At 62.0% G+C, this 15,346-nt stretch carries 12 protein-coding genes; 5 read left to right on the top strand and 7 right to left on the bottom strand.

The window, feature by feature from the left end; genetic code table 11:
- Positions 1–131: 131 nt before the first annotated feature.
- Together ACMGF7_RS02630 and ybaK are read left to right on the top strand one after the other, a co-directional pair.
- Entirely contained in the window at positions 132–938 is an 807-nt protein-coding gene (locus ACMGF7_RS02630; protein WP_049242761.1) for a TraB/GumN family protein, read from the top strand.
- A gap of 228 nt (positions 939–1,166) precedes the next feature.
- On the top strand, positions 1,167–1,646 hold the full coding sequence (gene ybaK / locus ACMGF7_RS02635; RefSeq protein ID WP_004940240.1) for a Cys-tRNA(Pro)/Cys-tRNA(Cys) deacylase YbaK: 480 nt from the start codon (positions 1,167–1,169) through the stop codon (positions 1,644–1,646).
- A gap of 10 nt (positions 1,647–1,656) precedes the next feature.
- Here the strand turns inward: ybaK and dacB are convergent, their stop codons facing one another.
- Together dacB and ACMGF7_RS02645 are read right to left on the bottom strand one after the other, a co-directional pair.
- Complete coding sequence (gene dacB / locus ACMGF7_RS02640; protein WP_049242764.1) at positions 1,657–3,123, bottom strand: D-alanyl-D-alanine carboxypeptidase/D-alanyl-D-alanine-endopeptidase; 1,467 nt, start codon at positions 3,121–3,123, stop codon at positions 1,657–1,659.
- 92 nt (positions 3,124–3,215) lie between these two features.
- Positions 3,216–4,379 (bottom strand): MFS transporter, encoded by a 1,164-nt coding sequence (locus ACMGF7_RS02645; protein WP_197800131.1) that lies wholly within the window; start codon positions 4,377–4,379, stop codon positions 3,216–3,218.
- Positions 4,380–4,478: 99 nt separating this feature from the next.
- Here ACMGF7_RS02645 and ACMGF7_RS02650 point away from each other — a divergent pair, with 99 nt between their 5' ends.
- Positions 4,479–5,246 (top strand): AraC family transcriptional regulator, encoded by a 768-nt coding sequence (locus ACMGF7_RS02650; RefSeq protein WP_197798662.1) that lies wholly within the window; start codon positions 4,479–4,481, stop codon positions 5,244–5,246.
- Positions 5,247–5,353: 107 nt separating this feature from the next.
- On the opposite strand, the gene ushA is transcribed toward ACMGF7_RS02650, so the two are convergent.
- The gene (gene ushA / locus ACMGF7_RS02655) at positions 5,354–7,006 is read right to left on the bottom strand and encodes a bifunctional UDP-sugar hydrolase/5'-nucleotidase UshA (RefSeq protein WP_049242769.1); all 1,653 of its coding nucleotides are present in this window, start codon (positions 7,004–7,006) and stop codon (positions 5,354–5,356) included.
- Between the two features lie 178 nt (positions 7,007–7,184).
- Here ushA and ACMGF7_RS02660 point away from each other — a divergent pair, with 178 nt between their 5' ends.
- Both ACMGF7_RS02660 and ybaL read left to right on the top strand, forming a co-directional pair.
- Positions 7,185–8,405: an MFS transporter gene (locus tag ACMGF7_RS02660; RefSeq protein ID WP_049242770.1), complete on the top strand. Its 1,221-nt coding sequence runs from the start codon at positions 7,185–7,187 to the stop codon at positions 8,403–8,405.
- 245 nt (positions 8,406–8,650) lie between these two features.
- Positions 8,651–10,342, top strand: coding sequence for a YbaL family putative K(+) efflux transporter (gene ybaL, locus ACMGF7_RS02665; protein ID WP_033633981.1), 1,692 nt, complete (start codon positions 8,651–8,653; stop codon positions 10,340–10,342).
- Between the two features lie 52 nt (positions 10,343–10,394).
- On the opposite strand, the gene ACMGF7_RS02670 is transcribed toward ybaL, so the two are convergent.
- From ACMGF7_RS02670 to ACMGF7_RS02685, 4 genes are all read right to left on the bottom strand, one after another.
- A complete protein-coding gene (locus ACMGF7_RS02670) occupies positions 10,395–11,699 on the bottom strand; it encodes an inosine/guanosine kinase (RefSeq protein WP_004940249.1) in 1,305 nt (434 codons plus the stop codon).
- 90 nt (positions 11,700–11,789) lie between these two features.
- The gene (gene hemH / locus ACMGF7_RS02675; protein WP_004940253.1) at positions 11,790–12,752 is read right to left on the bottom strand and encodes a ferrochelatase; all 963 of its coding nucleotides are present in this window, start codon (positions 12,750–12,752) and stop codon (positions 11,790–11,792) included.
- 119 nt (positions 12,753–12,871) lie between these two features.
- On the bottom strand, positions 12,872–14,035 hold the full coding sequence (locus ACMGF7_RS02680; RefSeq protein WP_197800125.1) for a glycerate kinase: 1,164 nt from the start codon (positions 14,033–14,035) through the stop codon (positions 12,872–12,874).
- A 9-nt stretch (positions 14,036–14,044) separates the two neighbouring features.
- Positions 14,045–15,310: a GntP family permease gene (locus ACMGF7_RS02685; RefSeq protein WP_016928831.1), complete on the bottom strand. Its 1,266-nt coding sequence runs from the start codon at positions 15,308–15,310 to the stop codon at positions 14,045–14,047.
- Between the last annotated feature and the right edge of the window lie 36 nt (positions 15,311–15,346).

Here is a 15,346-nt window from a genome sequence, read left to right on the forward strand (position 1 = left end):
GCCGGGGCGCCGTCATGGCGCCCCACTGTTTTCCGGGCTTTCCTGCGCGGCGGATAGCGTTTAGCATGAATAACGATTTCCCCTCGCCTTTCATGCTGAAACGCGCACCCGTTATTCAGGAGCCACGCCGTATGGGTCAACTGTTACGCCGCCTCGCCGCCTTTCTCGGCCTGATCTCGCCCAAGCGTTACGCTTATCCGGCGTTGGACATCACCCTGCCTGGCGATCGTCGGCTGCATCTGGTGGGCAGCATCCATATGGGCACCGTCGATATGTCGCCGTTGCCGCCCCGGTTGACCGCCCGGCTGCAGCAGGCCGACGCGCTGATCGTCGAAGCCGATATCACCGACTCCGCCTCCCCTTTCGACCACGCCGAGCTGCAGCCGGAGCTGGAACAGCGCCTGTCCGCCGAAGAATATCAACGGTTGCTGGCGCTGTGCCATGAGCTGGGCGCCGACCCGCACGCCTTCGCTACCCTGCCCGGCTGGCAGGTGGCGCTGATGATGCAGGCGCGCCAGGCTCAGCGTTTGGGGCTGCGCGCGGAATATGGCGTGGACTATCAGCTGCTGCAAGCCGCCCGGGCGCAGGACAAACCGGTGATCGAACTGGAAGGCGCGCAGCAGCAGCTGGCGATGCTGGAACAATTGCCGGAAGGCGGCATTGCGCTGCTGCGCGATACGCTGGAACACTGGCATACCAACGCGCGGCTGCTGCAAACCATGGTGAGCTGGTGGCTGGACGCCAAACCGCGCGGTACGCTGGACACGCTGCCCGCCACCTTCAGCGCCGGGCTGTATGACGTGCTGATGCATCAGCGCAATCGCGACTGGCGGCATCAGCTGGAGGCGCTGCCTGCCGGTGACTATGTGGTGGCGGTTGGCGCATTGCACCTGTACGGCGAGGATAACCTGCCGGCGATGCTGCAGCCGCAGGGGTAAAAAAGAGGCCAATATCGCTATTGGCCAGTCAAAGAGGAATTTCTTGTATTCTAGTTATACGCATAGCAACCGTGTTAACGGTTACAGTAAACAGGGTAGCAACCCGGTGAATATCTTGGCAACCCGCTTTATGTAACAGCCGCTCAGGTTGCCGGGCAGGTTGGATTTTTGTATTTTTAAGGCTGGTTATCACCCTTTCCCCGCCGGGGACATTTTGGACAACACATCATGACGCCCGCAGTCGTTCTGCTTGAGAAACAAAAGGTCGCCTTCACCCTCCATCCTTATCACCACGACAGCGACGAAACCAACTTCGGCGACGAGGCGGTGAGAAAGCTGGGGCTGGATGCCGATCGGGTTTACAAAACCTTGCTGGTGGCGCTGAACGGCGACGCCAAACACCTGGCGGTGGCGGTCACCCCGGTCGCGACCCAGTTGGATCTGAAGAAGGTCGCCCGCGCGCTCGGCGCCAAAAAGGCCGAGATGGCCGATCCGCAGTTGGCGCAGCGCGTCACCGGTTATCTGGTGGGCGGCATCAGCCCGCTGGGGCAGAAAAAACGGCTGCCGACGGTGATCGACAGCCCGGCGCAAGCGTTCGCCACCATCTACGTTTCCGGCGGCAAACGCGGGCTGGACATCGAACTGGCCGCCGCCGATCTGTGCCGCCTGCTGGCCGGCAGCTTCGCCGACATTGCCAAACGCGACTGACGCCGCGCGCTCAGCGGCACGCCACCGTGGCGTCACAGGCCGCCAGCGTCTCCACCAGGCGGTCCTCCAGCGCCTTCACCTGCGCGCCGGGCACCAGATAGTTATTGCTGATGATGGCGAATGCCAGCGGCCGCCCGGTCGCCGAATCGACATAGCCGCTGAGCGACGATACACCGGTCATGGAACCGCTCTTGGCGTGGGCGCGCCCCGCCGCCGCGCTGTTCACCATGCGGCTTTGCAGCGTGCCGCCCACCAGCAACCCCGGCTCGCCCGCGACGGGCAAGGCGTGATACCAGTCGGCGAACCACGGCTGTTTTCTGGCCGCCAGCAGCAGCGTCGTCAGCTGTTGCGGCGTGATCTGGTTCATGCGCGACAGCCCTGAGCCGTCCACCTGGCGATACGCGTCGGCCGCGACGCCCTGGCTTTGCACAAATCCGTTTATCGCCTGAAGGCCGGCGGCCCAATCCCCTTTACCCTGCGTCTTGCGGCCCATCGCCTTGGTCAATATCTCGCCGTAGCCGTTATTGGAGACTTTCAGGAAGGTGACGACCAGGCGGGAGAGCGGCGGCGAGGTTTTTTCCGCCAGCAGCTGTGCGCCGGCCGGCGTCACGCCCTCTTCAACCTTGCCGCGCAGGGTGATGCCGTGCGCGCGCAGAGCATGTTGCAATAAAGCGCCGACGACAAGGGACGGTTGATCGACGGTAATCAATCGCGAGCTGGCCTCCGCCTGCGCGGCGATGGTGCCGCTGACCACGATCCGGTTGCTGCCCGGCCGGCGCTCGTACGTCAGCGCGGTGTCACTACCGGTGGTGGTGCGGTTGACCAGCGTCACCGCGTCATTGGCGGGATAGAAGCTCACCCGTCCCGGCGCGCCGGCGCGGGCGCCCGGCCGCACCGCCACCTGCACCACGTTGATATCGCCGCCGGGAGTAAAGGCGTAGTTCAGCGCCGAGATCGGCGCAGCGAAGGCGAAAGGTTCATCGTCCCAGCTCCAACCGGCGCCGAATGGCGTCTGATCGAAGGCGCCGGCATCCAGCAACAACCGCCCCTGTATATGACGGATGCCGCGCTGCGCCAGCGCTGCGGCGAAGGTGTCGAGATCGTCCGGATGCAGCGTCGGGTCACCGCTGCCCTGTAGATAGAGATCCCCTCGCAAGGTGTCGCCGCGCTGCTCGCCGGCGGTCAACAGCCGGGTTTCAAAGCGGTAATCAGCCCCCAGCACGCCGAACGCCGCCAGAGAGGTGAACATCTTCATGTTGGAAGCCGGCGCCAAACGCTGATCCGCGTGCGCCTGATACAGCACGGCGCCGCTCTCGGCATCGCGCACCATCACGCCGCTCGACGCCCCAACCAGCGCCTTGTCTTGGCCGAGGGCCGCCAGCGCCTGGCTGAGGGTTTGTTCGTGACGTTGGCCGGATGACGAACACCCCGCCAGCGCCACGATGGCGGGCAGCAGCCAGCCTGCGGTTTTCAACATGTCATATTCCTGTTTGCGTTATCAAAACCAAATTGTCGCTCAGGCTATCATTGGAAGGCGGCGGTGGCGAGAATGTCCGGCCCGCTTATCATTCAGATACGCTCAGGCATCGCCAAACGACGCTCGTTGTACACTACCCGCCACGCCAACAGCAGCACGCAGAGGCTGCAGAGCGACAGCACGGCGCCCAGGTGCTGCGAAAGCCCAGCCAACACCAAGCCACCGCCGAGCATCAGGTAATACATCAGGCCAAGGATGGCGCCGGCGGTGCCCACGCAGTCTTTATAATGGCGCAGCGCGCGCGCCAGAATATTGGGAATGGCGATGCCGTACGCCATCACCACCAGCATCATCGGCAGAACGAACCACAAGGTCCCTTCCAGCAGCAGTACCAGTAGGCCGCCGATCAGCGATAATCCGCAGGCCAGCATCAACAGTGCGGGGAACAACCAGTGCTTGCCGATCAAAAACTTGTTGATCGCCGCGCCGATACCCACCCCGGCCGCCAACACCAAACCGGTATAACCGAACCACTGCGCCGGCAGCGCCAACGCCGAGAAGTGGAATGGCGCCAGCTGGTAATAGCTGAACATGCAAATATTGAACAACGCCACCAACAGCGCGCTGAGCCAAATATCCCCGTCCTTGACCATCCGTCCCAGCGTGCCGAAAAATGAATTCTTCACCACCTGTTGCGGACGCGTCTCCGGCAGTTGCCAACCGGCATAGCCCAGCAACAGCGCCGCCAACAGCGCCAAACCGCCGAACACCCCCTGATAGCCCCAATAGTGAGTCAGCACTGCGCCGCTCAACACGCCAATCGCCGGGCCGATCGCCATGGCGATCCCCATCACCGAGAACACCCGCGCCAATTCATAACCGTCGAAGCGATCGCGAATCGCCGTTTGCGTCCCGACCGAACCGACCGCCGCGCCAAAGGCGGCCAGCACTCGCGCGGCCAGCAGCACGCTGAAGCTGCCGCTGAACAGCGCAACGAGAGAAGCCAGCAGATAGAGCGTCAGCCCGGCCAAAATGGTGGGACGGCGTCCGATGACGTCGCACATCCGCCCCCATACCACCACGCCCAGCGCAAAGGCGAAAAAGTAGCAAGAGAGCGTTTGCGCCGCCATCTCCGCACTGACCCGGAAACCGTGCGCAATATGCGTCAATGCCGGACTGTAGATGGTCTCTACCACCTGGGGAAACATCATCATCGACGTCGCCAACGTCAGCGTCAGCGTCAGTTTACGTTGCATAACAGATCCTGTAGCCAAGAATAGGCTGCACAAGGTAGCATCTGGTCCCAGCGCCGATTACAATATAAAAGACAATAAATTTACAAAATCGGACAGGCTATGGCGTGGCTTCAGGCGCAGGACAGTTTTAATCCGGATACGCTCGACAACAGCGTACTCGGGATCGCCGCCGAACTGGCGCAGCACGACTCGGGCACGCATTGGCATGACAGGGGGCAGTTGCTGTTCTGTCAGCAAGGCAGCATGCGCATCACGCTCAACCAAAGCATCTGTATGCTGCCGCCGGGCAGAGTCGCCTGGATCCCGCCGCAGGTGGCTCACCGCGTTCAGGTCAACGGCGTCGTCGGTTACCGTTCGCTTTATCTCGACGCCGATCGCTATGCCTGTCTGCCAGCGCAGCTTGCCGTACTGACAGCCTCGCCGCTGCTGCGCGAGGTGTTGGAACGCATCGCGTTCGCCGCCTTCGACACCGACTGGCAGCATGGGCCTTACGCCAATATTCTGGCGGTCTGCCTGGACGAGATCGCCGCCGCGCCGCGCGAACTGACGCTGCTGCCGCTGCCCAGCGACCGCCGCCTGCGCCATCTGGCCAATCTGGACATGCTTCCGCCGCTGCACGAGCTATCGCGCTATAGCGGCGCTTCCGAGAAAACCATCAGCCGGATTTTCCGCCGTGAAACCGGTCTCGGTTATCAACAATGGCGCCAGCAATGGCGCCTGATCAAAGCGATAGAGATGCTGGCCGCAGGGCTGAGCCAATCCGACGTCGCCGGTCGGCTGGCGTTTTCCAGCGACAGCGCCTTCGCCACTTTTTTCAAGAATATGGCAGGCTGCCCGCCGAGGGCGTATATGGAGAGAAGAAAGTAAGACGCCGTTTAAAACGGCAACGCTGACAAAAGGCGTTGATTCAGAGGAGAAAAGCGACGGCGGGAACGGCGCCCCGCGACAAGCGAGAGCGCCGTTCCGCGACGCTTCTAGCGATACACGATTTCGCCCTTCGGTTCGTAAGCCGCCGCATCCAGCGGCGAGTGTTTCTCGATGTATTGCTTCAGCACCTCGGCGTCGATAAAGCCGGTGTTGACGTAGCTCGGCAGCCCGTCCAGCTTCGGATAGCCGTCGCCGCCCAGCGCGTTGAAGTTCAGCGTCGCCATGCGGTAAGTTTTATCCGCCTGCAGCGGCTGGCCATTGATCTTCACCTCGCTGACGCCCTTGCCGTCCGCCACCAGGCTGACGTTGGCGAACTGGGCGTAGGCGCCAGAATCCGGCTTCATGTTGGCCACCACCGCCAGGTACTGCTCAACCTCGCTGCCTTTCATATCGACATGCACCAGGGTGTTGCCGAACGGCTGCACCTTGAGCACATTCTTGTAGGTGATATCGCCGCTTTCAATCGAATCGCGCACCCCGCCGCCGCTCATCACGGCGAAGTCGGCGTCGGCGCGCTCCCTCTGCGCGGCCAGCATCACCCGCGCCAGGTTGGTCTGCACGAAGCGCACCTTGCTGCGGTCGCCTTCAAGCTTGCCGTTGACGCTGCCGATTTTCACTTCCAGCTGCGCCTTGCCCTTATCCTGGAACGGCGTCAGCAGCTTCATCATGGCCGGATCTTCCGCAATCTGCCGGGTGTAGTACACCCGCTCGCTGGTGCCGTCCGCTTTCTCCACTTTCTTCTTCAGGTTCACCGGGATCAGCTGATAATGCACCAGCCTCAGCTCGCCATTGCGGAATTCGAAATCGGCGCGCCCCACGTATTTTCCCCACTCGTGCGCCTGCACGATCCAGGTGCCGTTCTGGCGATCCGGCGAGCACGGCGTGCCCGGCACATAATCCGCCTGTTTGCGGTTGTCGCCGGCCATGCACACCGGATCCTGCGAGTGGCCGCCGACGATCATGTCGAGATATCCGGCCGGCAGGCTGCGCGCCATCTCTACGTCGCCCGGCGCGTTAGAGCCGTGTTCGCCGTTGTCATAGTGCCCCATGTGGGTGGCGGCGATAATCACGTCCGGCTTCTCGTCCTTACGCAGTTGCTCCACCACCTGCTTCGCCTCCTGCGCCGGCACGCGGAACTCCATGTCGGTGAAGTACTCCGGGTTGCCTATCTTGGCGGTATCGTCGGTCGTCAGGCCGATCACCGCGATCTTGATGCCCTGCTTGTCGAACAGGGCGTAAGGCTTGAACAGGCGCTGGCCGGTGCTTTTCTGATAAATGTTGGCGGACAGCAGCGGGAAGGTCGCCCACTTCTCCTGCTGGCGCAGCACGCTCAGCGGGTTGTCGAATTCGTGGTTACCGATCGCCATCGCGTCGTAACCCACCAGGTTCATGCCGCGGAAGTCCGGCTCGGCGTCCTGCAGATCCGATTCCGGCACGCCGGTATTGATATCGCCGCCGGACAACAACAGCAGGCTGCCACCCTGCGCCGCCACTTCCTGACGAATGCCGTCCACCAGCGTTTTCTGCGCGCCCAGGCCATATTCGCCGTGATCGTTCTGCCAGAAGTGACCGTGATGATCGTTGGTGTGCAGAATGGTGATGGCGTAGGTCTTATCCTTTTCCCAGGCGCTGGCGGCCCCCGACAGCAACGTCAGGGAAACGGCCAACGCGCATGCGGTGGTTTTCAGCGAAAAACGCATGGCGGATCTCCGTGTATTAAATGGCTTTTATGATGAGGCCGAAATTGTAGCGCGAATTAATAACAGCTGATTTCAATTTTTTGCGATGTGAGTCTGATTATTTCAGATATGGTAAAAATTGAACGTCCTGCCTAAGATGTCATCTCTGTGCTCAACAACTTATCAGGCTAATAATAATATGACCGACAGTAGCCAAAGCGCGATACCGCCCGCCAAAGGCAGTGCGGTGAAAGGCACCGCCTTCTCCATCCTTGGCGCCATCAGCGTGTCTCACCTGCTCAACGATATGATCCAGTCGCTGATCCTGGCGATTTACCCGATCCTGCAAGCCGATTTCCACCTCAGCTTCGTGCAGATCGGCATGATTACCCTGACCTATCAGCTAACGGCTTCGCTGCTGCAACCGCTGATCGGCTATTACACCGATAAACACCCGCAGCCTTACTCGCTGCCGATCGGCATGGGCTTTACCCTGTCCGGCCTGCTGCTGCTGTCGGTGGCGAGCACCTTCCCGCTGGTGCTGCTGGCGGCGGCGCTGGTGGGCACCGGCTCATCGGTCTTCCACCCGGAATCCTCGCGCGTGGCGCGCATGGCCTCCGGCGGGCGGCACGGCCTGGCGCAGTCGCTGTTCCAGGTCGGCGGCAACTTCGGCAGCTCGCTCGGCCCGCTGCTGGCGGCGCTGATCATCGCGCCTTACGGCAAGGGCAACGTCGCCTGGTTCTCGCTGGCGGCGCTGCTGGCGATCGTGGTGTTGCTGCAGGTCAGCAAGTGGTATCAACATCAGCATCGGGCAACTAAAGGGCAGCCGAAAAGCCCTTCGCTGCTGAAACCGCTGCCAAAACGTACCGTGGCCTACTCGCTGGGCATCCTGCTGGTGCTGATTTTCTCCAAATACTTCTATCTGGCCAGCATCAGCAGCTATTACACCTTTTATCTGATACATAAGTTCGGTGTTTCGGTGCAGAATGCCCAAATTCACCTGTTCGCCTTTCTGTTTGCGGTAGCAGCAGGCACCATTATCGGCGGGCCTATTGGCGACAAGATAGGGCGTAAATACGTAATTTGGGGCTCTATTCTCGGCGCTGCGCCGTTTACCCTTGTTTTACCCTATGCATCCCTCTATTGGACCGGCATTTTGACGGTGATCATCGGGGTTATTCTCGCCTCGGCGTTCTCCGCCATTCTGGTCTACGCTCAGGAGCTGATCCCCGGTAAAGTGGGCATGGTTTCCGGCTTATTCTTCGGTTTTGCTTTCGGTATGGGCGGGTTAGGTGCGGCAGTTCTTGGTTATGTCGCCGATTTGACCAGTATCGAACTGGTCTACCAAATCTGTGCTTTCCTGCCACTGATCGGCATTATTACCGCGCTACTGCCCAATATGGAGCATAAAGCGCAATAACCCCGCTGTCTGCCCGGATGAAATTATTTATTCATCCGGGTTATCCTACGGATAAATCAATGTTATTTGGTTTATCTGCCACAAAACCCCCTTATTGCCATGCCTTAAGTGAAATCCTCTGCTTTTTTACAAAAAAGGCCAAATTAGCCAAGCAAGCCGCGAACAAATGCAATAAACTAAATGTATCTTTTCGTAACTTTGTTGCGTTTCTCCCGTGCCGCGATGCATAGCCAGAAGGAGTATGGATGCATAATTCAACACCGCTCATCACCACCATCGTCGGAGGGTTAGTACTCGCCTTCCTCCTCGGCATGCTGGCGAACCGCCTGCGCATCTCCCCTCTGGTGGGGTATCTGGCCGCAGGGGTGCTCGCCGGCCCGTTCACCCCCGGTTTCGTCGCCGACACCTCACTGGCGCCGGAACTGGCGGAAATCGGCGTTATCCTGTTGATGTTCGGTGTTGGCCTGCACTTCTCTTTGAAAGACCTCCTCGCAGTAAAATCTATCGCCATTCCCGGCGCCGTGGCGCAGATAGCCGTCGCTACCCTGCTCGGCATGGGGCTGTCCAAGCTGCTCGGCTGGGATCTGATCTCCGGTCTGGTGTTCGGCCTCTGCCTCTCCACCGCCAGCACCGTGGTGCTGCTGCGCGCCCTGGAGGAACGGCAACTGATCGACAGCCAGCGCGGGCAAATCGCCATCGGCTGGCTGATCGTCGAAGATTTGGCGATGGTGCTGACTCTGGTATTGTTGCCGGCCTTCGGCAATATGCTGGGCAATGACAACGCCAGCAGCAGCCAGCTGCTGATGGAGCTGGCGCTGACCATCGGTAAAGTCATCGCCTTCATCGCGCTGATGATCGTGGTCGGCCGCCGCCTGGTGCCGTGGATCCTGTCGAAAACCGCCAGCACCGGCTCGCGCGAGCTGTTCACCCTGGCGGTATTGGCGCTGGCGCTCGGCATCGCCTACGGCGCGGTGAAGCTGTTCGACGTTTCCTTTGCGCTGGGCGCCTTCTTCGCCGGCATGGTGCTGAACGAGTCCGAGCTGAGCCACCGCGCAGCGCACGACACCCTGCCGCTGCGCGACGCGTTCGCGGTGCTGTTCTTCGTCTCGGTCGGCATGCTGTTCGATCCGATGATCGTGATTAACGAACCGCTGGCGGTGCTGGCGACGCTGGCGATCATCGTGTTCGGCAAATCCGCCGCCGCGTTCCTGCTGGTGAAAATGTTCGGTCACTCCAAGCGCACCGCGCTGACCATTTCCGCCAGCCTGGCACAGATCGGCGAGTTCGCCTTTATTTTGGCGGGCCTCGGCATCGCGCTCGGCATGATGTCGGAGCACGGCCGCAATCTGGTGCTGGCCGGCGCCATTCTGTCCATCATGCTCAACCCGCTGTTGTTCACCCTGCTGGAACGCTATCTGGCCAAAACCGAAACCATCGAAGAGCAAATCCTCGAAGAGGCGGTGGAAGAAGAGAAACAGATCCCGGTGGATATGTGCAATCACGCGCTGGTGGTCGGCTACGGCCGCGTCGGCAGCCTGCTGGGCGGCAAACTGGCCGAGGCGGGGATTCCGCTGGTGGTGATCGAGAATTCACGCCCGCGGGTGGAAGCGTTGCGCGAACAGGGTATCAAGACGGTGCTGGGCAATGCCGCTAATCCGGAAGTGATGGATCTGGCTAGGCTCGACTGCGCGCGCTGGCTGCTGCTGACCATCCCCAACGGCTATGAGGCCGGTGAGATCGTCGCCTCGGCGCGCACCAAGCGGCCGAACATCGAGATCATCGCCCGCGCCCACTACGACGATGAAGTGGCCTACATCACCGATCGCGGCGCCAATCAGGTGGTCATGGGCGAACGCGAGATCGCCAACAGCATGCTGAACATCCTGCAGCTGGACACCCTGAGCGAAGAAGAAAAAATGGGCGGCTGCCCGATCTGAGGCCCGCGCATAAAAAAAGGTCCGGCATGCCGGACCTTTTCTTTTCAATAGGTTAACGCTCCCAGTAGGACTCTTCCAGGCTGTCTTCCCGCTCCGGCAGGCCGCGCGTGAGGCGTGGCGAATGCTGGTTCAACACCTGGTAGCTGACGCGGTTGGCGTATTTGCACACCTGCGCCAGGGAGGAGTAGGTCAGGTAACTGCGCACATGCTTGCTGGAGTTCGGCACGTTGTGGCGGTGATAGCCGTTGGCGGCGATATCGTGCAGCAACGCCGACAGCGCGCCGTCGCCGGCGCCGTTGGTGTTCATGATCTTCTCCGGCCCGCCCATATACGGCGCGATATGCGAATAAACGCGCAGCGGATTTTCACAGTGCTCGCGGCGCATGGCGCGGCTGAACTCGTAGCGGTTGAACTCGGCGATATGCCCCGGCAGCAGCGGGTGCTGGGTCTGGCGCTTATTGGCTTCTTCGGTGTAGCCCGCCATATACAGGCCATTCGGCCCGGCGGTGCACAGCACCAGATCCACCCACTCCAGCGCCATGTCCGAGGCGGTCAGCGGATCGCTCAGCCCGGTCAGCTCCAGCGCTTCGTCTTCGTTCATCGCCAGAATCGTCACATTTTCCTTCAGGAAGTCGCGCCACCACTGCGGGTTGTCGGCAATGACGTACTTGGTACCCAGGGTCAGCACCACCGGCACATCGTGTTTTTTGGCGTACTCGATCGCCTGCAGGGTAGCGTCCTTTATCGGCTCCCCTTCCTTGCAGCGCACCAGGTAAGAACTCAGCACCAGCGCCGACGCGCCGGCGATCACCTCTTCAGGAATGCTTTCCGGGCGCAGCTGGTTCATCTGGCCGGGGTTGATGGCGAAGGTGCGCTCGCCGCTTTCGCCGATCAGCGTGAAACAGCGGCCGATGGCGCCATCAACGCCCTGCAAATAGTTAAGATCGGTGCGGCTGGAGGTATTGCACAGATAACGGTAGGCGTAGCTGCCGATTTTCACGTTGCTGCACATCACGCCGAGCAGTACCGAACGATCGTCCGCCAGCACCGAATAGTTGTGCATGGTATTGCCGATGGTGCCGCCGGCGAACTGATGGGTGACCAGGTTGTTTTCATTCAGTTCCTGATACAGCGCCTCGGCGACGTCGTCTTCGATCACCAAAGAGTGGCCCAGGCTCAGGCCGTAACGCTGGACAAAAGCATCGTCCACTTTTGCCTCGATATCCACCAGCGTCTGGTCGATGCCGACAATATACGAGGTGCTGATTTCACTTTCGGGCTGGGCCTGCTGCAGAAGCGGATCGCGGGCGCTCACCGGAAAATAGTGTTTGGACTTGCGTTTACCAGGAAATTTCATGTGATTGGCGGTGGTGACGGTTTAACAAGCGGAGAATGTTAACACATCCCCGCCCGATCACGATGCACCTAATAGACAGATTATGGATGATTACAGACGCTGCGCCACCAGCTGCTGCATCATGTCGATATGCGCCGGCTCGTCGTTCAGCGCCGAGATATATTCAAACTTCTCGCCGCCGGCCTTAAGGAAGATCTCGCGATTCTGCTCTTTGATCTCTTCCAGCGTTTCCAGGCAGTCTGCCGAGAAGCCGGGGCAAATCAGTTGAATGTGCTTCACGCCCTGCGCCGGCAACCCCTTCAGGGTTTCATCGGTGTACGGCGTCAGCCACGGCTCGCGGCCGAAGCGCGATTGGTACGTCATCATCACCCGCTCCGGCGCCAGCGGCAGCGTGGCGCTCAGCGCACGCAGCGTATCCTCGCAGCGCTGCGGGTAGTCGTCGCCGAGCCGCGCATAGCGCTTGGGGATGCCGTGGAACGACAACACCAGCCGGTCCGGCTGGCCGTGCTCGGCGAACGAGCGCTCCACGCTTTGCTGCAGCGCGGCGATATAGGCCGGGTGTTCGGCGTAATCGCGAATGAAGGCCACAGAAGGCAAGCGGCGATAGCCTTTCAGCACCCGCGCCACGCCATCCCATACCGCCGCGCTGGTGGAACAGGAATATTGCGGATAGAGCGGCAGCACCACCAGGTTGGTCACGCCCTGCGCCAGCAGCTTGTCGATGGCTTCCGCCAGGCTTGGCGAACCGTAGCTCATGCCCAGCTCCACCGGCGTATTCGGCATGCGCGCCGCCAGCGCCCGCTGTTGGCGGCGGCTGTACACCAGCAGTGGCGAGCCCTCTTCCATCCACACCGACTGATAGAGTTTCGCCACGCGCGGTGAGCGGATCGGCAGGATCGCGCCGTTGAGGATCGGCCACCAGATCAGCGGCGCCGTGTCGACCACGCGATCGTCACTGAGGAATTCCTTCAGATAGCGTTTGACCGCCGACGAGGTCGGCGCATCTGGCGTGCCCAGGTTCACCAGCAATACGCCGTGTTTCTCTTGCTTCATCTCAGTTCCCCTCATTTCCTTTCCGGCCGGCATTCCGTTCTGGGTCGGGATGTCAGCAGCCATTAATGCCGGCTATTGTAACGGAAAAGTCCTGCATCGAAACCGATAACAGCAACAGGCTATGCCTGTGGGCTTCCTCCCTGCGCCAGCTGCCATACCGCCGCCACGTTGCGCGCCGTCACCTGCAGATTGCGATCGGCGTCCGTCAGCGCTTCTTCCAGCGTCACAATGCGATCGAGCACCGAAAACGCCGCATCGATGCCGTGCTGATGCACCACCGAATAATCCGGCGTCAGGCTGCCGGCGATGGCGATCACCGGCACGCCGTGGCGCTTGGCCACCCGCGCCACGCCGATCGGCGTTTTGCCGTGAATCGACTGGCTGTCCAGCCGCCCTTCGCCGGTGATCACCAGATCGGCATCGCGCACCGCCTCATCCAGGCGCAGAGTTTCGGTGACAATCTCGATGCCCGGCCGCAAGCGCGCGCTGAGTATGCCGAGCAGCGCCGCCCCCATGCCACCCGCCGCCCCCGCGCCCGGCTGGGTGAGCACGGCGCGGCCGGTTTCCCGTTCCAGCAGCTCGCCGTAGTGGTGCAGCGCCGCATCGAGCTGCGCCACCATCTCCGGCGTCGCCCCCTTCTGCGGCCCGAACACCGCCGAGGCGCCCTTTTCGCCGCACAGCGGGTTATCGACGTCGCAGGCGGCGGTCACGCTCACCCGTTGCCAGCGCGCGTCCAGCCCGGCGAGATCGAGCTGCGCCAGCTGCGCCAGCGCCGCGCCGCCCACCGGCAGCGGGCGACGATCCTTATCCAGCAACTTCACGCCCAGCGCCTGCATCATCCCGGCGCCGCCGTCGTTAGTGGCGCTGCCGCCGATGCCGAGAATGATCGCCTTCACGCCGCGTTCCAGCGCCGCCAACATCAGTTCACCGGTGCCGTAGCTGGTGGTGATGCGCGGATCGCGCCGATTAGGCGGCGCCAGATGCAGCCCGGAGGCGGCGGCCATTTCAATCACCGCGGTTGCGCCGTCGCCCAGCAGGCCATAGAACCCCTGCACCGGCTCGCCCAGCGGCCCGGTGACCGTCACCTGGACGATCTCGCCGCCGGTGGCCGCCACCATCGACTCCACCGTCCCTTCACCGCCGTCCGCCATCGGCAACTTCACGTAGTGCGCCTGCGGGTAGATTTGGCGGAATCCCCGCTCGATAGCGTCAGCGACGCCGAGCGCGCTCAGGCTCTCTTTGAAAGAATCCGGGGCAATAACCACTTTTTTCAGCGTTTTCATCACTGTTCCTTATCCCGCCAGGTTAAATACGCCAAACATCAGCGCCGAGATTGCCGCGATGGTGAACCCCACCAGCGTCTCATACGGCAGCAGCTTCAGCCGCTCGTGCACCGCCATATTGACGCTGCCGCCGGTGGCGTGGAAGAAGCTGCCGTGCGGCAGGTGATCCAGCACCGTGGCGCCCGCGTGGATCATCGCCGCGCCGGCCAGCCCGCTCACCCCCAGTTCCAGCAGCGTGGAGCTGAATACCCCGGAAGCCACGGCGGTGCCGGCGGTGGTCGACGCGGTCGCCATCGACATCAGCGCGCCGGACAGCGGCGCCAGCAACCAGGCCGGCAGCCCGGTGTGCGTTAAGCCGTTAATCAGGACATCCTTCAGCGCCGAGTTGGCGATGATGCCCGCCAATGTGCCGGTGCCGAGCAGCATGATCGCCACCGGCGCCATGCGCGACAGGCCGGAGACCATGAACTGATTGCACTGGCGAATGCGCCCCATCAACAGCGCGCCCGCCAAACCGCCGGCCGGCAACGCGATCAGCGGATCGACGGCGATCCCGGCGATCGGCCGCAGCGACAGCAGCAGGATCGCCACCAACGGCGCGCTGATCGCCGCCGCGAAGCCAGGCCGCGCCCCTTCGGCATGCTGAGTCAGCTCTTCGGCCATCACCCTGCTGCCTTTATCGCTCAGGCGGCGCGCCAGCAGATAGGCCACTACCAGGCCGCACAGCCCCGGCACGATGCCGGCCATCATCACCGAGGTGAGCGGCACGTGGAAATTGTCCGCCGCCGCGATGGTGTTCGGGTTGGGCGACATCACGTTGCCGGCCTTGCCGCCGCCGATCATCGCCAGCAAGATCGCCGCGCGTGAAATACCGGCCTTCTGGGCGATCGACAGGGCGATCGGCGCGACGGTGATCACCGCCACGTCGATAAACACCCCCACCGCCGTCAGGATCAGTGTAGCCACCGCCAGCGCCAGCAGCGCGCGGGTTTCGCCCACCTTACGCACGATGGTTTCGGCGATGGTGTGCGCCGCGCCGGATTCGATCAGCACCCCGGCCAGCACCCCCGCCGCCAGAATGCGCATCACGGCGTTGGTGATGCCCTGCGCCCCACCGATCATCAGCGTCACGGTCTGCACCAGATCGGCGCCGCCGCACAGCCCGCCCGCCAGCGCGCCGGCAATCATGCCGTAAGCCGGCGGCACCTTGCGTAGAATCAGGACGATGGCGACGGCTAACGCCACCAGCGCCCCCAGAGTGGATACGGTTGTCATTGTTGTTTTCTCCGTGATTGATGTGCAGGCCAACAT

The sequence above is a fragment of the Serratia sp. BNK-17 genome, assembly GCF_048684935.1.
Lineage (GTDB): Bacteria > Pseudomonadota > Gammaproteobacteria > Enterobacterales > Enterobacteriaceae > Serratia > Serratia nematodiphila.